Source organism: Streptomyces sp. NPDC127114 (assembly GCF_042677525.1).
Lineage (GTDB): Bacteria > Actinomycetota > Actinomycetes > Streptomycetales > Streptomycetaceae > Streptomyces.
This window is the reverse complement of sequence record NZ_JBHXTJ010000016.1, coordinates 102183-128485: the sequence shown is the minus strand read 5'-3', so window position 1 is coordinate 128485 and position 26303 is coordinate 102183. Positions and strand designations below refer to the sequence as shown.

Here is a 26303-nt window from a genome sequence, read left to right as displayed (position 1 = left end):
CTTTTGTCGTTTTGAACGGGTTCGAAGTGCTGGTAGCCTCGTCCGACTTTGGACTTCTGGGGAGGGGTTCACCAATGAACACAGGGTGGGGGAAGCGGCGCAGAAGCGTGCTCTCGCTCGCCGCGGCGACCGCGGCACTCATCTCGCTGACGCCGGTGGGCGCGGGGCTCGCGTACGCCGCCGAGGGCGACGTGCCGGCGGAGGTGGTGATCCCGGCCGAGGCGACGACGGCCGATCCGTACGCGCAGATGGTGCGGCCCGGAACGACGGGCTTCCTGCAGGGCGACTCGGCCGGCGCCTTCCGCTGGTTCTCGTACGCCACCGGGGCCTTCACGCCGTTCCAGGACGACGGCGCCCGGATCTACGGCACCGACACGGACACCGTCGCCCGCTCGTACGAAGCACAGGGCAAGGTCGTCTTCCAGGACGTGGCCGGCGGTCCCGAGACGACGGTCACTCTCGGAGCGGGGCGAAGCGTACTCGGCGTGGCCGGCCGCACGGTCGTCACCGCAGGGACGACGGCCGACGCCGGGCTGCACGCGCTCTCCGTCGAGAACGGCATGCAGCGGGACCGCGCGATCACCGGTCTGCCGGCCGGCGCCGGGGAGTTCGTGATGCAGGGGCACACCGCGCACGGCTTCATGCTGTCGTACCAGGTGAACGAGGTGTCCGACGTCGTCTGGGTCGACCTGTCCGGCGATGCCCCGACGCTGCGGCCCATCGCCGACGACGTGTGGTCCGTCACCGTCTACGGCGACCTCCTGCTCCAGGTCACGGGCGCCGGGAAGCTGCAGGTGTGGGACCTCAACGGTGACTGGTCCGGACCGGCCCGCGAAACCGACTGGAACCGCGAGGACTACCCGATCGCCGTCAGTGGCGACCAGGTCCTGAGCAAGGCGGCGGGGACGCAGACGATCGTGTCCCGCCCGTTCGTCGGCGGCGAGCGGAAGACGGTGCTCGACAACGTCCTCGGCACGCCCGGGGACAGCGCCGGCCCGCTCCTCGCCGTCACCGCAGGCGAGGGCGCCGCGCGCCCGGTCCACCGGGTGGAGGTGGGCACCGACGGTGAGTTCGCCGCGACGAAGGTCGCCGACATCCCGGGCGTCCCGACCCGCACGGGCCGCGTCTCCGTCGCGCAGGGCGTCCTGCACACGGTCGACCAGGTCCCCTCGGGCGAGTACCGCCTGCGCTCCATCGAGACGAAGGCGGCCGGACCGCTCGTCGCCGGCGACCGGGTCGACCGCGGCACGACCGCAGGGCTCCTCGCGAGTTCCGAGATGGTCGCCACGGGTGACGGCCGGGTCGTCCGCATGGCCGGGCGCGCCCTGAACGTCCTCGCGGAGGGCTCGCAGCTGCCCGGCACCGTCACGTCGGCGACTTTCGTGGAGGGCGACGTGGAGGCCTCCGGCCGCTACGTCTCGTACCTCGCGCAGTCCGGTGAGCGGCGGGTCTACGACCTGGACGCCCAGAAGGTGATCTTCAGCAAGGTCCTCGGACGCGTGAACGCGATCGACGGCCCCACTCTGTGGAAAACGACCGGCGCCGCCGGCAATCTCATCGGGATCGACGTCCGGACCGGCGCCTACGTCCGCAACGTGACCGTCGCCGACTGTGTCCTGCAGGACGTCCAGTCCGTCGGCGCCGACCTCTACTGGAAGTGCGACACCAAGTCCGGCGTCCTCAACACCGCGACGAACGTGAACACGCCCCTGCCCGAGCACCGTGTCGCGCGACTCGGCGACGGCTACGTCACGCACGAAAAGGACGGGGTGCTGTCGCTGACGCCGCTGCGCGGCGAGGGCCCGACCCGTGAGCTCGGCCGTCCGGCCGACGTGCTGCCGGAGCGCGGCTGGAGCGTCGACCGCTTCGGTGGCAACACCGTCTTCGTCGACGAGCAGCAGCAGCTGCACGTCGTTCCGAGCGGCGTCCCGGCCTCCGCCGTGTCCGTCCTGGACTCTGCCATCTCCTCCGACAAGCTCGACGTCGAAGGCGGCCCCGCCTGGACGGGGCAGTGGTGGCTGTCCAAGCCGGCCGCGTCCTGGACGCTGACCGTCAAGAACGCGGCGGGCCAGGTCGTCCGCACGTACGGCGGTCTGCAGACCCGCGGTCTGATCAAGGCGGCGTGGGACGGCAACACCGCGTCCGGCGCCGTGGTCGCCGACGGCCGTTACACCTGGGAGCTCAGCGCCCCGCCCGCCGACGGTGTCGGTGCGCCGCTGAGCACCAGCGGCACGGTGTTCGTGACGCGCGGTGGCATCTCCACCTTCAAGCCGGTGACTCCGGCTCGCATCCTCAACACCCTGGCCGGTGTGGGCGCGCCCCTGCGCAAGGTCGGCTCGGGTGGCACGGTGGACCTCCAGGTCACCGGCCGTGGCGGCGTGGCCGCGACGGGTGTCTCGGCGGTCGTCCTCACCGTGACGGTGACGAACCCGACCAGCGGCACGTTCCTCTCGGTCTACCCGTACGGCACGCCCCGCCCGTCCGCCTCGAACCTGAACGTGCCCGCCGGCCGCAGCGTCCCGAACCAGGTGACGGTCCCGGTCGGCAAGGACGGCAAGATCTCGATCTGGAACGCGTGGGGCACGGTCGACCTGCTCGCCGACGTCACCGGTTACTACACGCTCGACGGCTCGGGTGACCGCTTCAAGGCGGTGACCCCGGCCCGCATCCTCAACACGCTGGCCGGCGTCGGCGCGCCGAAGGCCAAGGTGGGCGCGGCCAAGACGGTGAACCTGCAGATCGCGGGCCGCGGTGGGGTGCCGGCCACGGGCGTGACGGCGGTCGTCATGAACGTGACCGCGACGAACGTGACGGCGACCAGCTTCGTCTCGGTCTACCCGTACGGGATGCCCCGCCCGGCGACCTCGAACATGAACATGGTCCAGGGCCAGGTGGTCGCCAATCTGGTGACCGTGCCGGTGAAGAGCGGCAAGGTCACGCTGTACAACCACCGCGGCGCGGTCGACCTGCTCGGCGACGTCGCCGGCTACTTCACCAACACGGCCGGCCAGGGCGAGCGTTTCGTACCGCTGAACCCGGCCCGGCTCCTGGACACCCGTGAGTACGGGGCGGACGGCAAGCTCGGTCCGGACAGCGCCGCCTGGCTGGGTGTCTCCGGCTACGGCGGCATCCCGGAGACCGGTGCGAGCTCCCTGGTCCTGAACGTGGCGGGTACCAACGCGACATCGTCGACCTACGTCGCGATCCACCCATCGCTGACCGCTCGCCCGACGATCTCGAACCTGAACCTGGTGCCGAAGCTGACCGTGGCGAACCAGGTCGTGGTCCCGGTTTCGAGTGAGGGCACCATCGACCTCTACAACCGGTCGGGTTACGTGGACCTGATCGTGGACGCGGCCGGTTACTACACGAAGTGAGCCGGGCGCTCGGTCAGGGAGTAGGGCTGAGGAGGGGTGGCGCACCGCGAGTCGGTGCGCTGCCCCTCCCGCGCTTCTTGAATCGGTTCGAAAACTCTGGCCCGGGACTTCCGGGCTCTGTTACCGTCGGGACCCTCGGGACGGGTGGGGAGCCCCGTCCCGGTTCCTGGGGAGGGACCTCTACTTGCACAGCATTGTGAAGAGCCGCCGCGGCCTCGCCACGGCGGCCGCCGTCGCGACCACGGCGGCACTCCTGAGCATGATCCCGCTGGGGGCGGGGACGGCGGTGGCGGCGGAGGCCGCGGAGCCGCCGGCGGAGCTGGTGATCCCGGCCGAGTACACGGCGGACCCGGCCGCGGGCAACCTGCCGGTCGCTGGGGTGGCCGGCTTCCTCCAGGGGGCCTACGAGGGCGGCTACGCCTGGGTCTCGTACGCCGACGGCTCGCGTACCGAGCTGCCGTGGACGTACTACACGCCCTTCGCCACCGGCTCGGACACGATCGCCGAGGTCATGGGCCAACGGGTCGACCTGCGCGATCCGCACACCGGTTCCGCCCGGCGGATCACCATCCCGTCCGGGCAGCAGTTCAAGGCCATGCTGGGGGAGTCGGTCGTCACCGTGGAAACGGGGAACGTCCGGCGGTGGCACCTGCTGACCCTCGATCAGGGCACGGTCACCGACCGGACGCTGACCCTGCCGGACGGCGCCACCGACATCGGCTTCGGGAACCTGAAGACCCCGTACGTCCTCCTCCTCGGCTACACGCTCGACGGCGTCCGCCACTTCGTCCGGGCCGACAGCTCCTTCGTTCCCCGGCCGGTGGACTTCGGCGGGCCGACCACGAGCAACGGCAGCCGCATCGGGGGCAAGCACCTCTTCCGCTTCGCGGTCGAGGGCCGCGTGCAGCTCTGGGACCTCACGGGCGACTTCTCCGCACCGGCCCACGAGATGGCCTGGGCCGGCGGTGTTCCGGTCGCCCTGGTCAAGGACCACGTCGTGACCCGTGTGCCCGCCGCGGACGGCGGCGAACGACTGGTCGCCCGTCCCCTCTCCGGCGGTGCGGACCTTCCGCTGCTCGACAAGCTCGTCGGTGACGCCACGGCCACCCCGGACGGGCGCGTGATCGCAGCCCGCGCCGGGAGCGACACCGAGCGCACGGTCCACTCCGTGCAGGCCGGCCCGGAGGGCGCGGCCCCGGTCGTCACCCAGGTCGCCGAGATCCCGAGGATCCGCACCAACGTCGTGACGACGAACACGGCCCAGGGCGTGCTCCAGGTCTACGGGGTCGAGGGCCGCAGAAGCCCCCTGCTGCGCTCGGCCGAGCTGTCGACGTCCGGCGGCCTCACGGCCGGACCGTGGAAGCGCCTCGGCGACAAGGGCACCTGCTGGCCCGGCCCGTGCGCGTCCATGGTGCCCACGGGCGACGGGCGTTACGTGTCGGACGACGGCCCGAACGGTTCCGTGCGCGTGCTCGAGCCCGGGCAGAGCCTGCCGGGCACGCCCGTCCTGGGCCTGTCCGCCCGCCAGGGTGCGTTGCAGGCCTCGGGCCGGTACGCCGTCTACCCCACCGTGGCCGGTGAGACGGAGGTCCTCGATCTGGACGCGAAGCAGGTCGTCCTGAAGCGTCCGCGCGCGGAGGGACAGCTCGTCTCGATCGTGGGCGACACCCTCTGGGAGGAGAGCGCGGCGAACGGCGGCGTCGTCGCCGTCGACGTGCGCTCCGGCGCCGTCAGGCGGTCGGTGCAGGTCGCCGACTGCGACCTTCGGCAACTCCAGGTGTGGGGTTCCCTCCTCTACTGGCAGTGCGACACGAAGGCGGGCGTCCGCAACCTGACGACCGGGGCGGACGTCGCTGTTCCCGCCCACCAGTCGGCCTTCCTCGCCGACGGCTACCTCGCCCACCAGCGGGACGGCGTCCTGTCCGTCACGCCGCTGCGGGGTGACGGGGCGACGCGGGAGATCGGCAGGCCGACCCGGAACGGGACCGACTGGAGTGCCGACCGCTTCGGCGGCCACGTCTCGTACCTGGATGACCAGGAGCGGGTGCACGTCGTCCCGACCGGCGTCCCCGCCTCCGACGTCTCCGTCCTCGACTCCGACGCCGCGCAGGTCCTCGACCTGGCGGTCGCCGACGCCTCCTGGACCGGCAGGTGGTGGCTGTCCAAGCCCGCCGCGTCCTGGACGCTGACCGTCAAGGACCGGGCCGGGGCCGTGGTGCGCACGTTGCGCGGCGGTGAGGCGCGTGGCCTGGTCAAGGCCGCGTGGGACGGCAGGAACGAGGCCGGTGCGGTGCTCGCCGACGGCGGCTACCGCTGGGAGCTCACCGCCGTGCCCGCCGACGGCGCGGGGCCGGAACTGAGGCAGGGGGGCGAGGTGTTCCTCACCCACGCCGGCCTCGGCACGTACGAGCCCGTCACTCCGACCCGGGTCCTGGACACCCGCAGCGGGCTCGGTGCGGCCAAGGCCAAGGTCGGCCCCGGCGGTACCGTGACGCTTCAGGTCGCGGGGCGCGGGGGCGTTGCCGCGGCGGGCGTCTCGGCGGTGGTCCTGAACGTCACCGCGGTGAACCCGACGCAGTCGACCTTCGTGTCGGTGTACCCGTACGGGACGCAGCGCTCGACCGCGTCCAACCTGAACGCGGCCGCCGGCCGCACCGTGCCGAACCTGGTGACCGTACCGGTCAGGGACGGCAAGGTGACGCTGTACAACCGCGCGGGCACGGTCGACCTGGTCGCGGACGTGGCCGGGTACTACACGCTGAGCGGTCGGGGCGACCGGTTCGAGCCGGTGGCCCCGGCCCGGGTCCTGGACACCCGCGCGGGCATCGGCGCGCCGAAGGCCAAGGTGGGCGCGGCGCGGACGGTGAGCGTCCAGGTGGCTGGCCGCGGAGGCGTACCGGCGACCGACGTCTCGGCGGTGGTCCTGAACGTGACGGCGACCAACCCGACGGCGTCGAGCTTCGTGTCGGTGTACCCGTACGGGACGCAGCGCACGGCCGCGTCCAACCTGAACGTGGTGGCGGGCCAGACGGTCGCGAACCTGGTGGTGGTTCCGGTCCGGGACGGCAAGGTGACGCTGTACAACCACGCGGGAAGCATCGATCTGCTGGCCGACGTGGCGGGCTACTTCACCACGAGCGGGCAGGGTGACCCGTTCCAGCCGCTGCCGCCGCAGCGGGTGATGGACACCCGGGACAACTGGATGGCGCGGAAGCTCGGCCCCGGCGAGTCCGCGGTCCTGGAGATCGCCGGCATCGGCGGGGTCCCGGCCTCCGGCGCGTCGGCCGTGGTGCTGAACGTGACGGCCACCAACGCGACGGCGCCGTCGACGTACATCGCGGTGCACCCGACCCTGACCAACCGGCCGTCGAACTCGAACCTGAACCTGGGGGCGGGGCAGACGGTGGCGAACCAGGTGGTCGTCCCGGTGGTGAACGGCCGGATCACCTTCTACAACCACGCCGGTTCCACCGACGTGATCGTGGACGTCTTCGGCTACTACACCAACTGAGCCGTCAGGCCGAGACGTCCGGTCCGCCAAGGGCCGGGCCGGCCACGGAGGAGGGGGCACGCCGTCTCGTGACGGTGGGCCCCCTCGGCGTTTCCGCTCAGGGGCAGTCGGACGGGAAGTCCCCGACCGCCGGCGCGGTGACGCGGCCGGGCGGTGGATACCCGGCGGTAGCCGATCGGTGCACGGCTATGGCAGGGGCACGTCAAGCGGTGTCATAGTGCGGGCCATGGACCGACGACGCTTTCTCGCGGGCGCCGCCGCAGCCGGTGCCGCCCTGCTCGTGGGCACCCCCTCCGCCCGGGCGGCCACCGCCCTCGGCACACGGGACTGGATGGCTGCCCACGGCGACCCCACCCCGCTCCAGAAGCTCACGATCCCCGGGACCCACGACTCCGGAGCCCGCTACGGCGGGCTGTGGACCGAGTGCCAGAACACCACCATCGCGCAGCAACTCGACAGCGGTATCCGGTTCCTGGACGTCCGGTGCCGGGTCACCGCCGGATCCTTCGCGATCCACCACGGCGCCTTCTACCAGAACCTGATGTTCGGCGACGTCCTCGTCGCCTGCTGGAACTTCCTCGCCGCCCACCCCACCGAGACCGTCCTCATGCGGGTCAAGCAGGAGTACTCGACCGACTCCGACGCCACCTTCCGCGCGATCTTCGACGACTACCTCGACAACCGCGGCTGGCGGCCCCTCTTCCGCATCGGCGACGGCGTGCCCACGCTCGGCGAGGCCCGCGGCAAGGTGGTGCTCCTCGCCGACAACGGCGGGCTGCCCGGTCTGCGCTGGGCCGACAGCGCCCACTTCGACGTGCAGGACGACTACCAGGCCGAGCCCTTCGCCAAGTGGCCGAAGATCCGCGACCAGTTCCGCGAGGCCGCCGCCCGGCCCGGCCCGTTCTACGTCAACTTCGTCTCCACCGCGGCCGGGCTGCCGCCCCGCTGGAACGCCGACCGGCTCAACCCGCAGGTGCACTCGCTGATCGACGGCGAGGGAGCCGGCTGGAAGGGCCTCGGCATCGTCCCCATGGACTACCCCAACACCCGCCCAGGACTCGTCGAGTCCCTCATCCGCCACAACTAGCCGGCACTCGATCGCGCATCGGAGCCGGCGCCGGGACCCGCCTCGGAGCCCGCGCCGGGACCGGCACCCGGGCCGTCACCCCGAAGCCGCCTCCGAGCCCGCGCCCGACACCTCCGGCGGCGGTGTCGGCGCGCCCGGCAGCCGTACCGTCGCCACCGTGCCGCCACCGCCGTCCGACGGTGCGGCGAGCGCCACCGAGCCGCCCGCCTGCCCGATCGTCCGGGCCACGATCGACAGACCGAGGCCCGAACCCGGCAGGCTCCGCGCCGACGGCGAACGCCAGAACCGGTCGAAGACGTGCGGCAGCTCGTCCGCCGGAATGCCCGGACCGTGGTCCCGCACGGTCAGCTCACCGCGCATCAGCCGCACCTCGACCGTCCCGCGCGGCGGCGAGAACTTCACCGCGTTGTCCAGGACGTTCACCAGCGCCCGCTCCAGGGCCGCCGGCTCCGCCCGTACGTACCAGGGCGCGAGGTCCGTCTCGAAGCGCAGCTCGGGACCGCGCAGCCGCGCCCGGTCGAGGGCCGAGCGCAGGACGGTGTGCAGCGGTACGACCTCCAGCGGGCCCGGCGCCGTCGCCTCCGGCCGGGACAGCTCCTGGAGGTCGCCGATCAGCGCCCCCAGCTCCGTCATCTGCGCCTTCACCGAGGCCATCAGGGCCCGCCGGTCCTCCGGCGGCAGCGCGCGTCCGGTCTCCTCGCTGCGCGCGAGCAGCTCGACGTTCGTACGGAGGGAGGTCAGCGGCGTCCGCAGCTCGTGACCCGCGTCCGCGATCAGCTGCGCCTGCCGGTCCCGGGAGGTCGCGAGCGCCGCCGTCATCGCGTTGAACGAACGCGAGAGCCGGGCGATCTCGTCCTCGCCCTCCACCGGGATCCGCACCGTCAGATCCTCGGTCGCCGCCACGTGCTCGACCGCGCCCGTCAGCCGGTCCACCGGCGCCAGGCCGGTCCGCGCCACCCACAGCCCGGCCGCGCCCGCGCCCACCACGCCGATGCCCGACACCAGCAGCAGCACCCAGCCGAGCGTCGACATCGAGTTGTCGACCTCGGAGAGCGGCCGGGCCAGCGAGACGGCCATGCCGGGACGGTTCGGGTCGGCGTACGTGTACACCCGCATCTCCCGGCCGTCCTCGTCCTTCGTCGTGTGCAGCGTGTCGTCGAGCAGCCCGTTGGCCACCGCCACGTCCGCGTTCTGCGCCGGGACCTTCGCCTTGCCGGACGTGCAGACGGTGCCGTCGACCAGGATCAGCTGCACCGTGTACGAGGCCAGCGGAGGCGCCTGCCGGCCCGACCGGCAGCCGGTGAGCACCAGGTTCAGATAGCCGTTGTCCACCTTGCTGCTGCGCAGCGCCGAGTCCAGCTCGTTCTCCAGCTGCGCCCGCGTCACGAACCAGCAGGCCAGCGAGACCGCCGCCACCGCGACCGCCACAGCGAACGCGGTCAGCAGCGCGAGCCGGGACCGCAGCGGCCGCGACCGGAACCACGCGAGCGGGCTTCTCACTCCGGACCTCCGGTCCCGCCGCGCAGCACGTAACCGACGCCCCGCACCGTGTGCACCAGGCGCGGCTCGCCGCCCGCCTCCGTCTTGCGCCGCAGATACATCACGTACACGTCCAGCGAGTTCGAACTCGGCTCGAAGTCGAAACCCCACACCGCCTTCAGGATCTGCTCGCGGGTCAGCACCTGTCGCGGGTGGGCCAGGAACATCTCCAGGAGCGTGAACTCGGTACGGGTCAGCTCCACCGGCCGCCCGCCCCGGGTCACCTCCCGCGTGGCCAGGTCCATCCGCAGGTCCTCGAAGGCGAGCACCTCGCCCGCCGGCCCCTCGGCGGGCGCCGTCCGGACGGCGTAGGAGCTGCGCCGCAGGAGCGCCCGGATCCGCGCGAACAGCTCGTCCAGCTCGAAGGGCTTCACGAGGTAGTCGTCGGCGCCCGCGTCCAGGCCGGTGACCCGGTCGCCGACCGTGTCACGGGCCGTCAGCATCAGGATCGGCACGGTCGAGCCGGCGGCCCGGATCCGGCGGGCGGCCGTCAGCCCGTCCATGCGGGGCATCTGGACGTCGAGGACGACGAGGTCGGGCGCGTACGACTCCATCTTGGCGAGCGCGTCGAGCCCGTCGACGGCGTCCTCCGTCCCGTAGCCCTCGAACGCGAGGCTGCGCCGCAGCGCCTCGCGGACGGCGGGCTCGTCGTCGACGATGAGGATGCGCTCGGCGCCTTCGGCCTCTTTCCGGTGTCCCTGCTGTCCCGTCATGGGCTCAGCGTCCCATGCGTTCAGGCGGCACCGCCCGAGCGCAGCCCGTCCAGGTCGGCCTTGACCGTGTCGATCGGGATCGCGAATCCGAGACCGACGCTGCCCGCCGTGGAACCGCTCGCGGAACTGGGCGAATACATGGCCGAATTGATTCCGATGATCTCGCCGTTCATATTGATCAGCGCGCCGCCGGAATTACCGGGATTGAGCGAGGCGTCGGTCTGCAGCGCCTTGTACGTGGTCTTCGACGAGCCCGTGTCGCCGTTGAACTGCTGCCCGCCGAACTCGAAGGGCCAGCCCTGGCGCGGGTCGTACTGCTGCTGGTCGCGGTCCTGCCCCTGGCCGTCCTCCTTGGCGACGGTCACGTCGCGGTCGAGCGCCGAGACGATGCCGCTGGTGACGGTGCCGGTCAGGCCCTCGGGCGAGCCGATCGCGACGACCTCGTCGCCGACCCGCACCTTGGAGGAGTCGCCGAGCGTCGCCGCCTTGAGGCCGGAGGCGCCCTCCAGCTTGATCAGCGCCAGGTCCTTGTCCGGGTCGGTGCCGACGACCCTGGCGTCGTAGCTCTTGCCGTCCGAGGTCTGCACCTTGATCGAGGAGGCGCCGGAGATGACGTGGTTGTTGGTGACGATCTCGCCGTCGGAGGTGATGATCACGCCCGAGCCGGTCGACCTGCCGGAGGTGGAGCTCGCGGAGATCTCCACGATGGACGGCGAGACGGCCTGGGCGACGCCGGCGACCGTGCCCTTGCTGCTCGCCGACACGTTCGTGCCGCTCACCGCGCCCGAGGCGGTGGTCGGGCCGTCGGCCGTCCACTGCTGGACGAGCGTCGCGGCCCCGCCGCCGACCGCCGCGGCGGCGATCGCCACGGCCGCCATGAGCCCGACACCGCGCCGGGCCCGCCGACGCGGGGCGGGCGCGGCGTGCGAGCCGGGCGCCGCCGGCGCCACCGGCGGCGGCACGTGCCCGCCGTGCCCGCCGTGCCCGCCGTGCCCGCCGTGCCCGCCGTGCCCGCCGTGCCCGCCGTGCCCGCCGTGCCCGCCGTGCCCGGTGGACGGCCAGATGGTGGTGCCCGGCTCGGTGGTGATCGGCTGCGTCGGCTCGTACGGCGGCCGGGGCGGGTAGTACGGCTGCTGCTGCGGCTGGGGCTGCTGGTGGTCCGTCATGGCTACGACTCTCGGAGCCGTAGATGAGAACCGTCTGAGGACGGCCTGAGAAGCCCGACAGAACCGTGTATGCCCGATATAAAGCCCCGCGCCGGCCTCGTGGCGCGAGGCTCAGCCGCAGCCGCAGGAGCGGCGGACGATCAGTGCCGACGGGAACTGCTTCACCCGCTCGCGCCGCGATCCCGCGACCCGCAGCGAGTCGTCGAGCACCAGATCCACCGCCGCCCGCGCCATCGCCGGGCGGTCCGAGTGGACGGTGGTCAGCGGCGGGTCCGCCAGCGCCGCCTCCTTCACGTCGTCGAAGCCCGCCACCGCGAGCTCCGTCGGCACGTCGATCCGCAGCTCGCGCGCGGCCCGCAGCACACCGAAGGCCTGGTCGTCCGTCGAGCAGAAGATGGCCGGCGGCCGGTCCGGGCCAGAGAGCAGCTTCAGCGCCACCTGGTAGGCGTCGTAGCGGTTGTACGGGGCCTGGAAGAGCCGGCCCTCGATCGAGCGGCCCGCCTCCAGCATGGCCCGTCGCCAGCCCTCCTCGTGGTCGGCGACCGGGTCGCCGACGGCCGGGGTGTTCGGCACGCCGCCGAGGCACGCCACGTACGGGTGGCCGTGCTCCAGGAGGTGGCGGGTGGCGAGCTGGGCGCCGCCGATGTCGTCGGTGACGACGGCGACGTCGTCGAGCGCCTCGGGCCGCTCGTGCAGCAGCACGACCCGGGCGTCCCAGGCCTCGATCTCGCTCGCGGCCCGCTCGCTCATGCCCTGGCTGACCAGGATCAGGCCGGACACGCGCATGCCGAGGAAGGCCCGCAGATAGTGGATCTCGCGCTCGTCGCGGTAGTCGGAGTTGCCGACCAGGACCATCTTCCCGCGCTCGGCGGCGGCCTGCTCGACCGCGTGCGCCATCTCGCCGAAGAAGGGCTGCCGGGCGTCCGGCACGATCATGCCTATGAGGTCGGTGCGCCGGGAGGCCATCGCCTGGGCCACCCGGTCGGGCCGGTAGCCCAGCTCCTTGATGGCGGCGAGGACACGCTCGCGCGTGGCCGGTGCGACCGGCCGGGGTCCGTTGTTGATCACGTAACTCACGACCGCGGTCGAAGTACCCGCCAGTCGCGCTACGTCATCCCGCGTCACCTTGGCCACGCGGCGAAGTCTACGCGGGGTGACCTTCCTACCGGCAGGTCGCGATGTGGCATACGCCACGTCAACCGTAGCCCGACGGGGTGAGTTCCGGCGTGGCGTGCTTGACGCGCGCCCCCACCGGAACCCCGTTCCCCGCCTCGCTCCAGGCCCCGATCCGCGGCCCCGAGGGCCCCGAACCCCGCAGCCCTTCAGGCCCCGAACCGCAGCCCTTCAGGCCTCGGGCCGCCCTGCCTCAGGCCTCGGGCCGCCGTGCCTCAGGCCTCGACCTGGGCTTCCCGCTTCGTCCGGGAACCCTCGCGCGACTCCTGCTTCGCGCGCGCCTCCTCGGCCGCGCGCTCCACCTTCTCCGGAGTGACGAAGCGATAGCCCACGTTGCGTACGGTGCCGATCAGCGACTCGTGCTCGGGGCCGAGCTTCGCCCGCAGCCTCCGTACGTGCACGTCGACCGTCCGGGTGCCGCCGAAGTAGTCGTAGCCCCACACCTCCTGGAGGAGCTGGGCACGGGTGAAGACCCGGCCCGGGTGCTGGGCCAGGTACTTCAGCAGCTCGAACTCCTTGAAGGTCAGGTCCAGGACCCGGCCCTTCAGCTTGGCGCTGTACGTCGCCTCGTCCACCGACAGGTCGCCGTTGCGGATCTCCATCGGGGAGTCGTCGGCGCCGATCTGCTGGCGGCCGGTCGCCAGCCGCAGCCGCGCCTCCACCTCGGCCGGACCGGCGGTGTCCAGCAACACGTCGTCGATGCCCCAGTCGGCGGTGACGGCCGCGAGACCGCCCTCCGTGACCACCAGGATCAGCGGACAGCCGGGCCCCGTGGAACGCAGCAGCTGGCACAGCGACCGCACCTGCGGCAGGTCGCGCCGGCCGTCCACGAGGATCACGTCGGCGCCCGGGGTGTCCACCAGCGCCGGCCCCTCGGCGGGCGCCACGCGCACGTTGTGCAGCAGCAGGCCGAGGGCGGGCAGCACCTCGGTCGACGGCTGGAGGGCATTGGTGAGGAGCAGCAGAGAGCTCATCGCGCCCCACCTGCCCGGTTGCGCGACGTGGTCGTCGGTCGGTCGTGCTTCGTACGCTCGTCCATGACGTCGGTTCCTCCTCGGTCCCTGCGAGGACGTCTGTACTGCGGTCTCACGTGCTGCTGCTCTCACGTGCTGCTCTCGCGCCCTGAGAGCTTTTGTTCATCCGTCCGTAACAACGGTCGGAAAACACAAAAGGACCCGGGGGCTGCTCTGCCCGGATCCTCTGGCTAGCAGAATAGCCCACATGAGTTCCGAGGCAGAGGGGCGATTTCACATCGTGGATGTCTCTCAGATCACTTCCCGTCCTCTGCGGGACATCGTGCGGACGGATCTCCGTACCGCTGACGGTGTCCGGATCGAGGCGGTTTACGAACCGTCCACGGCAAGTGTCACCGATACGGCGGTCGTCGTGGCGCACGGGTTCACCGGGTCGGTCGACCGGCCCGCCCTGCGCCGCGCCGCGCAGGCCTTCCGCCGCCACGCGAACGTCGTCACCTTCTCCTTCCGCGGCCACGGCGGTTCCGGCGGGCTCTCCACGGTCGGCGACCGCGAGGTCCTCGACCTGGCGGCGGCCGTCCGCTGGGCCCGTGAGCTCGGCAACGCGCGCGTGGGGACGGTCGGCTTCTCCATGGGCGGCTCCGTCGTCCTGCGGCACGCCGCCCTGGAACGGGACACGGGCGGGCACACCGACGCCGTCGCCGCCGTGAGCGCCCCCGCCCGCTGGTACTACCGGGGCACGCCCTCGATGCGCCGGGTCCACTGGGTGATCACCCGCCCGGCGGGCCGGCTGGTCGGCCGCTACGGCCTCGGCACCCGCATCGACCACAAGCCGTGGAACCCGGTGCCGCTGGCGCCGTACGAGGCGGTGCCGCTGATCGCGCCGACGCCGCTGCTCGTCGTGCACGGCGACCGCGACCCGTACTTCCCGGTCGACCATCCGCGGATGCTGACGGCCGCCGCGGAGGCGGCCGGCGCACCGGCCGAGCTGTGGCTCGAGCGCGGTATGGGCCACGCGGAGAACGCGGCCGGCGAGGAGCTGCTCGACCGCCTCGGGAACTGGCTGGCCCGCCCATAGCCCATCATGGGTGGCGGCGCGCACACGAACGAAGGGAGTGCCGCTATGGCAGCGGGAACCATCCGCTACTGGGCGGCGGCGAAGGCCGCCGCGGGAGTCGCCGAGGAGCCGTACGCGGCCGAGAACCTCGCGGAGGCGCTGGACGCGGTCCGCGACCGGCACCCCGGCGAGCTGACCCGGGTCCTCCAGCGCTGCTCGTTCCTCGTCGACGGCGACCCGGTCGGGACCCGCGCGCATGAGACGGTACGGCTGGCCGAGGGCGGCACGGTCGAGGTGCTCCCGCCGTTCGCAGGAGGGTGAACCGCACAGCATGAGCAGTGACCAGCAGTATCCGTACGAGCCGCAGGGCGGCCCGCAGGGCGGTCAGCCGTACGACCCGAACGTCACCCAGACGTGGGAGGGCCAGACCTGGGACACCCAGTACCAGCCCACGGTCACCCCGCAGCAGGCCTCCGTCTCGTACGACACGGCGTACCTCCCGCAGCAGGGCCACGGGCAGCAGCCGCCCACGGGGCCCGCCACGGGCGGCCACCCGCTGCCGCCGGAGGCCCCGTACGAGCCGCAGGCGTACGCCGCGCAGCCGCCCTCGTACGAGGCGTACGGCACGCAGCCGTCGTCGTACGAGACGTACGGGAGCCGGCCGTACGCGGCCTCGTACGAGACGTACGAGGAGCCCGCGCCCGCAGAGGCTTCCGCGCCCGCCGAGCCGGCGACGCCCGCCGAGCCGGCGCCCGTCGCGGACGGCGGTCCCGCCTACTCCTCGCCCACCACCTCCGGCAACACCCGGATCACCGACGCCCAGCGGGCCCGGGCCGAGGGCCGGTCGCCGATCATCGAGCCCGGCATGCAGCCGGCCGCCCTGACCGCCGGTCTCGGCGTGCTGCTCGCCGCCGGCGCCGCGTTCGGCCCGTACGCGCTGCTCGTGCCCCTGCTGCTGCTCCAGGGGCTCACCGCCGCCGGATGGTTCCGGCTCAACGGCATGTGGCCCGCGCGGCAGGGCATCGCCCTCGCCTTCCTCGGCGGGATCGTCGCCGACGCGGTGCTGCTCGCGACCGGCCGGGAGCACGCACCCGCCGCCGTCATCGGCACGCTCGGCGTCTGGGTGCTGCTGACCCTGGTGCTCCAGCTGCGCAGCCACGCCGACCCGGACGAGCGGATGTACGGCCTGATGGCCACGGTCGCCTCCGCCGCCCTGGCGATCCTGGCCGCCGGGAACCTCGGCGCCGAGCCGGACGCGGTGGTCGCGGGCGCGCTCGCGGTCGCGGCGACCGTGCTCGCCCGGGCCCTGCCGCTGCCCGGCCCGGTCTCCGTGGTCGTCGCGCTGCTCGCGGCGGCGGGCGGCGGCATCGCGGCCGGCGGGTTCACGGGCCTGGGCACGGCCGGGGCGCTGCTCGGCCTCGGCGCCGGGGTCTGTGCCCTGGTCGGCCTGCGGGTGGCCAGCTACGACTACCCGTCGCGGTTCGTCCACATGACGGCGGGCGTGGCGCTGCCGCTGACGGCGGCCGTGCCCGCGGTCTACCTGCTGGGACGGGCGCTGGCCTGACGCACGCCGGCAACCGCCCGGGAACCGACCGGCCCCCTGACACGTCGATCTTCGTGTCAGGGGGCCGGACTCGTGATCAGGGGATGTGGACCATGCGGGCACTGCGGACGGTGCTGATCCTTGCCGTGGTGCTCGGCGGACTCCTCGTCGGCGCGGACCGCGTCGCCGCGGCGTACGTGGAGTCGGAGGCGGCCGGCGGGGTGCGGTTCGGGACGGCGCGGGCCGAGTCCACGGACGTCGACATCAAGGGCTTCCCGTTCCTCACGCAGGTCGCGGACAAGCGCTTCGACGAGGTCGAGGTGCGGCTGACCGGCGTCCGGGCGAAGGCCGGCGGGCACCCCGTGCGCATCGGCGAGCTGACCGCCGCGCTGCGTGACGTGACGCTGGACGGGGACTACGGGATCGACCGCGCGGGCTCGGCGAACGGCACGGCGCGGATCGCCTACCCGGACCTGGCCGCCGCGTCGGGGCGTGACGCCCAGGTGGCGTACGGCGGGGACGGCAAGCTGAAGGTGACCGGCGGGGTGCGGTTCCTGGGCCGGACGCTCACGCGCAGCGTGCTGTCGACGGTGACGCTGGTGAACGGCGACACCATCCGGGTGCGGGCGGACGAGGTGCCCGGCGAGGGCATCCCGGGCCTGGAGGACATGGTGCGGGCCCGCACGGACTTCGACCGGCGCATCGAGGGCCTGCCGAAGGGTATGCGTCTGACGAAGGTCGAGGCGCGGGCGGACGGCCTCGTGGTGACGGTCGCGGGCGAGAACGTGACCCTGAAGGCGGGCTGAGCGCGCGCGGGAACGCCGTACGGCACCCGCTCAGCCGGGGCGAACGCTTTCGGACACCTCTCTGATCACATGCTGAGACACCCGAGTCCGATTCGCAGAAGCGGTGGGCGCGCGGCCCGGCAACGGCCCTTCCGGGCCGGTCCGACTGGCCCTTCCATCCCGCATCTCGGACGATCGCGTCTCAAAATACGACACACCGGTGACACGGCTGCCTGTCCGTCCCTACGATCGTGGGCATGAAGCGACAGGCGGAACTCACGAAGCGGCGGGCAGTAGACCTGTGCCGCATCGCCGCCATGCTCTGTCGCTCCGTCTGAGCGGGACGCACAGCTCCCGTATTCCTCAGGCCCTACGACGTGAGGTCGGGGCCACCCTGCGCAGCCGTACGCCGTCGTCGTCGCACGTCGCCGACGCGTACCCGCACCACCCCGCACACGCACGAACCGCCGCACACTGCCCCGGAGGAGAAACAGCATGGCTCGCAGCGACGTCCTGGTCGACGCCGACTGGGTCGAGGCCAACCTCGACAACCCGCAGGTCGCCGTCGTCGAGGTGGACGAGGACACCTCGGCCTACGACAAGAACCACATCAGGAACGCCATCCGGATCGACTGGACGAAGGACCTCCAGGACCCGGTCCGCCGCGACTTCATCGACCAGGAGGGCTTCGAGAAGCTCCTCTCGGCGAAGGGCATCGCGAACGACACCACGGTCGTCCTCTACGGCGGCAACAACAACTGGTTCGCGTCGTACGCCTACTGGTACTTCAAGCTCTACGGCCACCAGGACGTGAAGCTCCTCGACGGCGGCCGCAAGAAGTGGGAGCTCGACTCCCGCGACCTGGTCGACGGCTCCGAGGTCCCGAACCGCCCGGCCACCGAGTACAAGGCCAAGGCCCAGGACACCTCCATCCGCGCCTTCCGCGACGACGTCGTGGCCGCGATCGGCACCCAGAACCTCGTCGACGTCCGCTCGCCCGACGAGTTCTCCGGCAAGCTGCTCGCTCCCGCCCACCTCCCGCAGGAGCAGAGCCAGCGCCCGGGCCACGTCCCGTCCGCCCGCAACATCCCGTGGTCGAAGAACGCCAACGACGACGGCACCTTCAAGTCGGACGAGGAGCTGAAGGCCCTCTACGCCGAGGAGAACGTCGACCTGGCGAAGGACTCCATCGCCTACTGCCGCATCGGCGAGCGCTCCGCGCTCACCTGGTTCGTCCTGCACGAGCTGCTCGGTGTCGAGAACGTCAAGAACTACGACGGCTCGTGGACCGAGTACGGCTCCCTCGTCGGCGTGCCGATCGAGCTCGGCGCCAACAAGTAATCCCCGGACCTCCTTCTCCGGACCCCTCGACCGTAAGGAATCCCAGCATGTGTGGAGCACAGCCCGGCGGCCCCGACGCCTCGACGATCAAGCCCGGTGAGACCACGATCCAGGGCTACGTGACCAAGGACGGCGAGCCCGTCACCGGTTACGTCCGCCTCCTGGACTCGACCGGCGAGTTCACGGCCGAGGTCCCGACCTCCGCCACCGGACAGTTCCGCTTCTACGCGGCCGAGGGCACCTGGACCGTCCGCGCCCTGATCCCCGGCGGCACCGCCGACCGTCAGGTCGTGGCCCAGAAGGGCGGCCTGGCCGAGGTCGCCATCGCGGTCTGATCCGCGCCTGATCCGCGCCGGCGGATCACCGAAGACGGCCGGAGGGCCGTGCCTCCTGGGGGGTTGGACGCCGACCAGGACTTGAGGCACGGCCCTTCGGTCTGTCCGCACGCGGGCAGCGGTCGTACGCTGAAGGTGTGTACGCACGGCGACGGCGCGTCTACTTCTGGATGATGGGCGTCTGCCTGGTGCTTTTCGTGGGCGCCTGGGCCGTGGTGCGCCTGTGGTCGGTCCCGGCCGCCATCGCCATGTGCCTGGTCGCCATGGTCATCCCGCCCGTCGCCGCGGTGCTCGCGAACCGGCGCGGCCCGGACGACCGCTGGTGGGACGACCCGAGCGGCGACAGGCAGTCGGACGAGTGGTGGGACGAGCTCGACGGCAAGAAGCGCGACCGGTGACCTCGCGGCCCCGCAGCGGCGTCCTCACGGCGTGCTGACGCCGAAGTTCTGTGTGGTCGTGTTGGCGGCGCCGGGGCTGTTGACGTTGTTGTTGATGCTGATGTTGTTGAACATCGGGAGGATGCCGCTGAGGTCGATGGGCAGGATCGATCCGCCGCCTCCACCGTTGTTCCCGCCGTTCTGCTCGTAGGTGATCGTCACCATGGCCGGGCCGGTGGCGAGCCGGGAGCTACCGCCCGCCGGGACGCGGTTGGACCCGCCTCCACCGCCACCCGTCCCGAAGCCGTCGGCGGTGACGTCGCTGCAGCTGCCGCCGCCTCCGCCGCCGAACCAGCCCGCTCCGCCGCCTCCGCCGTCGTAACCGGCACTTCCTCCGGCACCGCCGACACCCGGGCCACCGGGCGCGCCGGGCCCGCCTCCGTTGGGTGAGGTGCAGCTGGCGCCACCGGCACCTCCCTCCGTCTGCGTCCCTCCGCCGCCTCCTCCGCCGCCGGTGGGCCTGCTGCCGCCCGCCTGACCGGTGTCTCCAGCGTCGCCTCCGAAGGCCTCGGTGAGGACGATCGGCGACGTCGCGCCGATGCTGCCTCCGCCTCCTCCGCCGCCCGCGACGATCAGCCGTGGGTCGGTGCCGGGATCACCGGTGAGGACACAGCTCGGGAGGGTGGAGTCGCAGGTGCGCACGTCGCTGGCCCCCCCGCCGGCGCCCGCTCCGCCGGTGCCGCCGCCCGTGGCCACGTTGACGTAGAGGGTGGTGGTCCCCGCCGGTACGTCGACGGTGCCGGTCACGGTGGAGCCGTCACCGCCCGTACCTCCGTTGACCCCGCTCCGGCCCGCGGCGCCGGTGGCGGTGACGGTCAGCCGGGTCACGCCGGACGGCACGGTGAAGGGCTGATTGGCACCGGCGTTGAAGGTGACGGTCACGGGCGCCGCCTGGGCGGGTGTGGCCAAGGGCACCATCGACGCCGTCGGCAGCACCGCCACGGCGAGCGCGACGGCGCCGCGCCGCACCGGTCGACGCAGCCGTTCGGCGCCACGCCGGGGAAATACCGCAAGTTGCTCGGTCAGTCTCACGCTCGGACTCCTTGACCAGGGATGCCGACTGGGATCGAAAGTCCGGTCCGCGCCTGGGACCGGAACGACGATCAAGCCACAACGGACCGGCGCCGGGCATGCGGACACTCCGCCGGGTCACATCCCGGTGAATAGTCCTCAAGTCCGAGGATTCGGCCGGGTGGCCGGGGAGCGGAGGAGTGCGGGAGACGCGTCGGAGCCAGGGACGCGTGGGGGCCTCAGTACACCAGTGCCTGGGTGTCGTCCGACATCGCCTCCTGGACGAAGACCTGGGCGCCCGCGATGCGGATGCCCTTCAGGACGTCGTCCTCCGTGATCTCGCGGCGGGCGGCGCACTGGGTGCACAGCGTGATGCGGCCGGCCGCGAGGATCGAGTCGATCAGGTCGGGGAGCGGGGCGGCGTGCGGGAGGTCGAACTCGGCCGCGCGGCCCGGCAGGGCGAACCACGAGGACTCGCCGGTCAGCCACAGCGACACCTCGACGCCGCTCGCGACGGCGACGGCGGCCACGGTGAAGGCCTGGGAGCAGCGTTCCGGGGCGTCGGCCCCGGCGGTCACCTTGATCACGAGCTTCTTCGCCATATACCGAACTGTAATGCGGTCCGCCGCAACCTCATGCACCACTCACGTGTCAGCTAGGCGCGCGGATAACGGAATCCGCGCTTCTAGTCTCGTGGGGGGACTGTTTTGGAAGCCACAGAAGCGGTGGAAACCGCTCGTAACACCCCGGAGGCGGAGCCCGTATCCGTACCCGGGCCCGCTCCGGAACCCGCAGCCGTGCCGGTTCCCGACCCCGCGTCCGCGCCGGCCGCCGAGACCGCCGCGCCGAAGACGCGCCGCCGGGGCGGGCGCACGCTCCCGCTGCTCGCCGTCGCCGCCGTGCTCGGCATCGTCGGCGGCACCGCCGTCGGATACGGCATCCAGGCCGACCGCGAGCCCACGCCGCTCCCGGCCCTCAACCAGACCGGCCTCGCCTACCCGGCCAAGCCCGCGCCGAAGGGCCAGGAGCCGGCCGCGCTGTCCGCGGCCGAGGACCGCGGACTGAAGACCGACGGCGACCTGCGCAAGCTGCTGCTGCCCAAGCCGGCCGGGGCGAAGGACGCGGACTTCGTCCCCGAGGACCACTGGATGAGCGTCGCCTCGTACGCCGGTGAATACGAGCATCCGGCAGGCGCGTTCGAGGAGCTGATCGGCGACGGCGTACGCCGGGTGGCCACCACCGGCTGGCAGACCGGTCGGTACAAGTCGGTCCAGATCAACCTCGTGCAGTTCCGTCCCGAGTACGGGGCGCACGCCGCCGAGACCGCCTCGGAGCAGCGTCAGTTCCTGGCCGACGACGCCGGCTACGGCACGCCGATCAAGGGCAGCGGCGAGGGGCGCACGTACCTGCTCCCCGTGGAACGCGAGGAGGGCTACCTCGACCTCTACGTGGCCCGCGCGATCTTCCACCGTGGTGACGTCATGGTCGAGATCTTCGTGAGCGACACCAAGAAGATCAGCCAGAAGGAGATCTCCTCGCTGGCCGAGCGGCAGCTGGGGCGTCTGTGAGCGAGGAGAGCACCACCATGGACGAGCAGAACGTTCCCGACACCGACGCCACCCCGGCCGCCGTGCCGCGCACCCCGCGCCGGATCCTCCCGTACGTCCTCACCGGAGTCCTCGTCCTCGGCGTCGGCGCCGGCGCGACCTTCACCGGTGTCACCGTCGCCGGGGCCGACCGCACCGCGCCCACCGTCGCCTGGGAGGAGCCGGACGACCCGAGCAAGGACCCGGCCGCCGAGAACCTCGGCAAGGGGCGGGCCACCACGCCGCTGAGCAAGCTGCTGCTCCCGGTGCCCGAGGACTACGAGCTCGGGCCCGACATCGAGCAGTACGGCAACGACGGCGAGGTCAGCGCACGCGATGCCCGCGCCCTGCTCAAGCAGGCGGGCAAGGGCCTGACCGGCAAGAAGCGCCGCGACTTCGAGAAGCGCGTCGACAAGCTCGGCATCCAGGGCATCGCCATGCGCTCCTACGAGGCGGAGGAGGCCACCGTCGTCGTCGACATCCAGGTGGTGCACCTCAAGAACAAGAAGTTCGGCGCCGAGATGCACGAGCTGCGCTCCGAGGTCGCCGGCATCCTGAAGTTCCCCAAGGGGCCGAGGATCGACGGCCACAAGAACGCCGCCTGCTGGGTGATGCCGCAGCCGAAGGGCGGGGACGAGGAGGAGCGGGAGAACAGCCTCGACGGCATGGTCTGCTCCGCGCACGACTCCGAGTACTCCGTCACCGTCACCGCCTCTGGCACCCGGCCCTTCGACAGGTCCGCCGTCGCCGAGCTGGTGAAGAAGCAGCTCGACCACATCAAGTCCCCGGGGGAGTACGTATGACCGTGACCGAGCCGACGGACGGCACGACGCCCGAGGCGACGCCCGGGGAGGCGACGGCCGAGGCGACGCCCGAGGTCACGCCCGGGAAGGTGACGGCGGAGGCGAGGCCACCCGTGGCGCCCGCCGCACCCGCCGCACCCGCCGGGCCCGGCGAGCCCGCCGCACCCGCCGCGCCCGGCGCGCCCGCCGAGCCCGGCGCGCCCGGCGACCCTCACGCCCTGGAGGCGGCACCGACCGCCCCCGCCCGCTCCCGCCGTGTCCTCGGGGCCGTCGCCCGCTGGGCCGCCGCCGTCGTCGTCTGTGGCGGGCTCGGGGCCGGGACCGCCGCCGCCATCACCTCGATGGAGCGCACCGACGTGCCCGGTCTCGCGACGGAGAGCGACGGCCGCTGGGCGTACCCGAAGCTGAGCCTGCCGCCGCTGCCCGAAGGGTCCCCGCGGCCCTTCACCGACGGCAACGAGGGCGAGGTCCACCACGCCGAGCTGAACAAGCTGCTGCTGCCCGCGCCCGCCGGCGCGACCGTCGACCCCGAGCGGGACGGCGGCTGGGTGGGCGTGGACCAGTACCTCTCCCTCTACGCGAAGGACCAGCGCGACGACCTGAAGCAGGCGCTGGACGACTCGGCGCTGCGTCACGTCACCGCCCGCGCCTGGACGATGCCGGACGGCACCAAGAGCGCCGTCTACCTGCTGCGTTTCAAGTCGGTCGCCTTCTCGGAGACGTTCAAGGACGAGGCCCTGAACGCGGGCTCGGCGGACGCGGTGCTCCTGGACGGTGTGCAGTACGTCGAGACCGAGCCGCTCGGCGACGACGTACGGGTCCCGGACACGGCGCTGTACGCGGTCGCCGAGAAGAAGCCCTACGGCCCCGAGCAGACCCGCTGGGCCTACATCCAGGCGGGCGACACCCTCGCCCTCGTCGTCCAGTCCCGCAAGGGCGAGGCCGCGGCCGTGCCCTTCCAGCAGACGGTGACCCTGCAGAACCAGCTGCTCGGCTGAGGCCCACCTCACCGAGAGGGTCCGGCCCCCGCCCACTAAGCTGGGGGCCGGCCCGTCCGCCTTCACCGCTCACCGAGGAGCACCAAGTGATCGTCTTTTTCGAAGTCCTGCTCGCGCTGGTCTGCGTCGCGGTGCTCGCCTTCGCCGGTCTGACCGTGAAGAAGCTGTACCAGGGCCAGCGCTGACCGCGTTCCCCGAACGCACGCCCTCCACAGATCGCCTCCACACAGATCGCCTGAGTTGCTCATGATCCAGATTCCGTCCGATCTCAACCCGGGGCTCGTCCCCCTCGCGTTCCTGCTCGGTACGTGGGAGGGCGCGGGCGTCTCCGACTTCCCCGGTGCCGAGAAGTGCAACTTCGGCCAGTCGGTGACCTTCAGCCACGACGGCCGGGACTTCCTCGAGTACCGCTCGCAGACCTGGGTCCTCGACGCCGAGGGCAACAAGGTGCGCCCCCTGGAGAGCGAGAGCGGCTACTGGCGCATCGACAAGGACCGCAAGGTCGAGGTCGTCATGGTCCGTGACCAGGGCGTGGTCGAGGTCTGGTACGGCGAGCTCGCCGACCAGAAGCCGCAGATCGACATCGTGACGGACGCCGTCGCCCGCACGGAGGCCTCCGGCCCGTACAGCGGTGGCAAGCGTCTCTACGGCTACGTCAAGAGCGACCTGATGTGGGTCGGCGAGAAGGCCACCCCCGAGGTGCCGCTGCGCCCCTACATGTCGGCGCACCTGAAGAAGGTCGTCACCCCGGAGGAGGTCGCCGAGATGGCGCGCAACCTCCCGGACATGCCCGACGACGGCATCGCCTTCTTCAAGTAGGGCGACCGTTCTTCCCGAGGGCCCGCCGGCCACTGCCTGCGGGCCTTCGGGCACGCCCGCTCCGTGTCAGACTGGGGGCGTGGTGAGCACCGACTGGAAGAGCGATCTGAGGCAGCGGGGTTACCGGCTGACGCCTCAGCGCCAGCTTGTCCTCGAGGCGGTGGACGCGCTGGAGCACGCCACCCCGGACGACATCCTCGCCGAGGTCCGCAAGACCGCCTCCGGCGTGAACATCTCCACCGTCTACCGGACCCTGGAGCTCCTGGAGGAGCTCGGTCTGGTCAGCCACGCCCATCTGGGGCACGGGGCGCCGACCTATCACCTCGCCGACCGGCACCACCATCTGCACCTGGTCTGCCGGGACTGCTCCGAGGTCATCGAGGCGGACGTGGAGGTGGCCGCCGACTTCACCGGGAAGCTCCGCGAGACCTTCGGCTTCGAGACCGACATGAAGCACTTCGCCATCTTCGGCCGGTGCCGGGACTGCGCGCGGAAGCACGCCGACGCCGGGTCGTAGCCGTCGAGTCGTAGGCTTTTCCCATGCAGCGACATTCACAGCTCAGCCCTCTGCTGTCCCTGCCCGGCGCCGTCCCCGCCGAAGGCCGTGACGAAGGCGTCGCCGCGCACTACGGCGATCTGTTCCGCGAGCAGCGGACCCTCGCCGACGGCACCGGTTTCGTCGACCTCTCCCACCGCGGTGTCGTGACCGTCACCGGTGACGACCGGCTGAGCTGGCTGCACCTGCTGCTCACCCAGCACGTCAGCGAGCTTCCGGCCGGCCTGGCCACCGAGGCGCTGATCCTCTCCGCGAACGGGCACATCGAGCACGCGCTGTACCTCGTCGACGACGGCGAGACGGTCTGGGCGCACGTCGAGCCGGGCACGCAGGCGGAGCTCGTCGCGTACCTGGAGTCGATGAAGTTCTTCTACCGGGTCGAGGTCGCGGACCGCACGGAGGACTTCGCGGTCGTCCACCTGCCGGCCGGTTCCATCGCCGAGGTGCCCGAGGGCGTGGTCGTACGGGAGACCCCGCACGGTCGCGACCTGTTCCTGCCGCGCGGTGACCTGGAGGCGTTCGCCTCCTCGCACGGGCCGGCCGCCGGCGTCCTGGCGTACGAGGCGCTGCGCGTCGAGGCGCACCGGCCGCGGCTCGGTTTCGAGACCGACCACCGGACCATCCCGCACGAGATCGGCCTGATCGGCAGCGCCGTCCACCTCCAGAAGGGCTGCTACCGCGGCCAGGAGACCGTCGCCCGCGTGCACAACCTGGGCAAGCCGCCGCGTCGGCTCGTCTTCCTGCACCTGGACGGCAGCGAGGTGCACCTGCCGGGGCACGGCACGCCGCTGCGGCTCGCCGCGGACGGTCCCGAGGGCCGTCAGCTGGGCTTCGTCACGACGGCGGTGCGCCACCACGAGCTGGGGCCGATCGCCCTCGGCCTGGTGAAGCGGAACGTGCCGGTGGACGCGGACCTGATCGCGGGGACGACGGCCGCGGCGCAGGAGACCGTCGTCGAGCCGTAGGGCGCAGTGCCCGGGGCTCCAGGGCGCCCCGGGCGGCGCGCCCTCGGGCCGGGGGCTCCGGGCGCGGAAGCCCTTGGCCCGGGCTCAGACCTCCAGCAGCACCGTGAACGGGCCGTGATTCGTGAGCGACACGCGCATGTCCGCTCCGAACCGGCCCGTCTCCACGTGCGCGCCCAGCTGCCGCAGCCGGGCGACGACCTCGTCGACGAGCGGTTCGGCGACCGGGCCGGGCGCGGCCGCGTTCCAGGTGGGGCGGCGGCCCTTGCGGGCGTCTCCGTAGAGGGTGAACTGGGAGATGACGAGCAGCGGCGCGTTCACGTCGGAGCAGGACTTCTCGCCCTCCAGTACCCGTACGGACCAGAGCTTTCTGGCCAATTGCGCGGCCTTCTCGGGAGTGTCGTCGTGGGTCACGCCGACCAGGACGCACAGCCCCTCGCCGACGATCTCGCCGACCGTCTCCCCTGCCACGACGACGCTCGCGCCGTCCACCCGCTGCACCACTGCTCGCATACCGACCAACCTACCGA

General features: G+C 72.2%; 24 protein-coding genes. 16 read left to right on the top strand and 8 right to left on the bottom strand.

Going from position 1 to position 26303, the window contains the following annotated elements:
• The first annotated feature begins 74 nt into the window (after window positions 1-74).
• The 3 genes from ACFVGS_RS18745 to ACFVGS_RS18735 all read left to right on the top strand — a co-directional run bounded on the left by ACFVGS_RS18745 (window position 75) and on the right by ACFVGS_RS18735 (window position 7975).
• Complete coding sequence (locus tag ACFVGS_RS18745) at window positions 75-3377, top strand: FlgD immunoglobulin-like domain containing protein (protein WP_385693068.1); 3303 nt, start codon at window positions 75-77, stop codon at window positions 3375-3377.
• Window positions 3378-3561: 184 nt separating this feature from the next.
• On the top strand, window positions 3562-6888 hold the full coding sequence (locus ACFVGS_RS18740) for a FlgD immunoglobulin-like domain containing protein (protein WP_385693067.1): 3327 nt from the start codon (window positions 3562-3564) through the stop codon (window positions 6886-6888).
• A 226-nt stretch (window positions 6889-7114) separates the two neighbouring features.
• The gene (locus ACFVGS_RS18735) at window positions 7115-7975 is read left to right on the top strand and encodes a phosphatidylinositol-specific phospholipase C (RefSeq protein ID WP_385693066.1); all 861 of its coding nucleotides are present in this window, start codon (window positions 7115-7117) and stop codon (window positions 7973-7975) included.
• 75 nt (window positions 7976-8050) lie between these two features.
• Here ACFVGS_RS18735 and ACFVGS_RS18730 read toward each other — a convergent pair whose 3' ends face one another.
• From ACFVGS_RS18730 to ACFVGS_RS18710, 5 genes are all read right to left on the bottom strand, one after another.
• Window positions 8051-9475, bottom strand: a complete 1425-nt coding sequence (locus ACFVGS_RS18730; RefSeq protein WP_385693065.1) for a sensor histidine kinase — start codon at window positions 9473-9475, stop codon at window positions 8051-8053.
• Entirely contained in the window at window positions 9472-10227 is a 756-nt protein-coding gene (locus ACFVGS_RS18725) for a response regulator transcription factor (RefSeq protein ID WP_385693064.1), read from the bottom strand. Before ACFVGS_RS18725 ends, ACFVGS_RS18730 begins: the two co-directional genes overlap by 4 nt.
• A gap of 20 nt (window positions 10228-10247) precedes the next feature.
• Window positions 10248-11393 carry a S1C family serine protease gene (locus ACFVGS_RS18720; RefSeq protein ID WP_385693063.1) on the bottom strand — a complete coding sequence of 382 codons (1146 nt, stop codon included), beginning with the start codon at window positions 11391-11393 and terminating at the stop codon, window positions 10248-10250.
• Window positions 11394-11504: 111 nt separating this feature from the next.
• Window positions 11505-12527, bottom strand: coding sequence for a LacI family DNA-binding transcriptional regulator (locus ACFVGS_RS18715; RefSeq protein ID WP_384410003.1), 1023 nt, complete (start codon window positions 12525-12527; stop codon window positions 11505-11507).
• A gap of 254 nt (window positions 12528-12781) precedes the next feature.
• Complete coding sequence (locus ACFVGS_RS18710; protein ID WP_384410006.1) at window positions 12782-13540, bottom strand: response regulator transcription factor; 759 nt, start codon at window positions 13538-13540, stop codon at window positions 12782-12784.
• 247 nt (window positions 13541-13787) lie between these two features.
• Between ACFVGS_RS18710 and ACFVGS_RS18705 the strand changes: the two genes are divergently transcribed.
• The 7 genes from ACFVGS_RS18705 (at window position 13788) to ACFVGS_RS18675 (ending at window position 18999) form a co-directional block, all read left to right on the top strand.
• The gene (locus ACFVGS_RS18705) at window positions 13788-14618 is read left to right on the top strand and encodes an alpha/beta hydrolase (RefSeq protein WP_384410009.1); all 831 of its coding nucleotides are present in this window, start codon (window positions 13788-13790) and stop codon (window positions 14616-14618) included.
• A 45-nt stretch (window positions 14619-14663) separates the two neighbouring features.
• Window positions 14664-14918, top strand: a complete 255-nt coding sequence (locus ACFVGS_RS18700; protein ID WP_384410012.1) for a MoaD/ThiS family protein — start codon at window positions 14664-14666, stop codon at window positions 14916-14918.
• Between the two features lie 10 nt (window positions 14919-14928).
• Window positions 14929-16161: a hypothetical protein gene (locus tag ACFVGS_RS18695; protein ID WP_385693062.1), complete on the top strand. Its 1233-nt coding sequence runs from the start codon at window positions 14929-14931 to the stop codon at window positions 16159-16161.
• A 92-nt stretch (window positions 16162-16253) separates the two neighbouring features.
• On the top strand, window positions 16254-16946 hold the full coding sequence (locus ACFVGS_RS18690) for a DUF2993 domain-containing protein (protein ID WP_384410017.1): 693 nt from the start codon (window positions 16254-16256) through the stop codon (window positions 16944-16946).
• Window positions 16947-17420: 474 nt separating this feature from the next.
• Window positions 17421-18266 carry a sulfurtransferase gene (locus ACFVGS_RS18685; protein ID WP_384410020.1) on the top strand — a complete coding sequence of 282 codons (846 nt, stop codon included), beginning with the start codon at window positions 17421-17423 and terminating at the stop codon, window positions 18264-18266.
• 47 nt (window positions 18267-18313) lie between these two features.
• Complete coding sequence (locus ACFVGS_RS18680) at window positions 18314-18601, top strand: DUF1416 domain-containing protein (RefSeq protein WP_384410023.1); 288 nt, start codon at window positions 18314-18316, stop codon at window positions 18599-18601.
• A 137-nt stretch (window positions 18602-18738) separates the two neighbouring features.
• Window positions 18739-18999, top strand: a complete 261-nt coding sequence (locus ACFVGS_RS18675) for a DUF3099 domain-containing protein (protein WP_385693061.1) — start codon at window positions 18739-18741, stop codon at window positions 18997-18999.
• Between the two features lie 24 nt (window positions 19000-19023).
• On the opposite strand, the gene ACFVGS_RS18670 is transcribed toward ACFVGS_RS18675, so the two are convergent.
• Window positions 19024-20070: a hypothetical protein gene (locus ACFVGS_RS18670; protein WP_385693060.1), complete on the bottom strand. Its 1047-nt coding sequence runs from the start codon at window positions 20068-20070 to the stop codon at window positions 19024-19026.
• A 218-nt stretch (window positions 20071-20288) separates the two neighbouring features.
• Complete coding sequence (locus tag ACFVGS_RS18665; RefSeq protein ID WP_384410030.1) at window positions 20289-20651, bottom strand: DsrE family protein; 363 nt, start codon at window positions 20649-20651, stop codon at window positions 20289-20291.
• Between the two features lie 195 nt (window positions 20652-20846).
• Here ACFVGS_RS18665 and ACFVGS_RS18660 point away from each other — a divergent pair, with 195 nt between their 5' ends.
• The 6 genes from ACFVGS_RS18660 (at window position 20847) to ACFVGS_RS18635 (ending at window position 25776) form a co-directional block, all read left to right on the top strand.
• A complete protein-coding gene (locus tag ACFVGS_RS18660) occupies window positions 20847-21617 on the top strand; it encodes a hypothetical protein (protein WP_385693059.1) in 771 nt (256 codons plus the stop codon).
• A gap of 17 nt (window positions 21618-21634) precedes the next feature.
• Window positions 21635-22438, top strand: coding sequence for a hypothetical protein (locus tag ACFVGS_RS18655; RefSeq protein WP_385693058.1), 804 nt, complete (start codon window positions 21635-21637; stop codon window positions 22436-22438).
• Window positions 22435-23436: a hypothetical protein gene (locus ACFVGS_RS18650; protein WP_385693057.1), complete on the top strand. Its 1002-nt coding sequence runs from the start codon at window positions 22435-22437 to the stop codon at window positions 23434-23436. Before ACFVGS_RS18655 ends, ACFVGS_RS18650 begins: the two co-directional genes overlap by 4 nt.
• Window positions 23437-23682: 246 nt before the next feature.
• Complete coding sequence (locus ACFVGS_RS18645) at window positions 23683-24255, top strand: FABP family protein (RefSeq protein ID WP_384410043.1); 573 nt, start codon at window positions 23683-23685, stop codon at window positions 24253-24255.
• A 79-nt stretch (window positions 24256-24334) separates the two neighbouring features.
• Window positions 24335-24772, top strand: a complete 438-nt coding sequence (locus ACFVGS_RS18640) for a Fur family transcriptional regulator (RefSeq protein ID WP_384410046.1) — start codon at window positions 24335-24337, stop codon at window positions 24770-24772.
• A gap of 23 nt (window positions 24773-24795) precedes the next feature.
• The gene (locus tag ACFVGS_RS18635) at window positions 24796-25776 is read left to right on the top strand and encodes a YgfZ/GcvT domain-containing protein (RefSeq protein WP_384410049.1); all 981 of its coding nucleotides are present in this window, start codon (window positions 24796-24798) and stop codon (window positions 25774-25776) included.
• A gap of 84 nt (window positions 25777-25860) precedes the next feature.
• Here ACFVGS_RS18635 and dtd read toward each other — a convergent pair whose 3' ends face one another.
• Window positions 25861-26286 (bottom strand): D-aminoacyl-tRNA deacylase, encoded by a 426-nt coding sequence (gene dtd / locus ACFVGS_RS18630; RefSeq protein ID WP_384410052.1) that lies wholly within the window; start codon window positions 26284-26286, stop codon window positions 25861-25863.
• Window positions 26287-26303 lie beyond the last annotated feature (17 nt).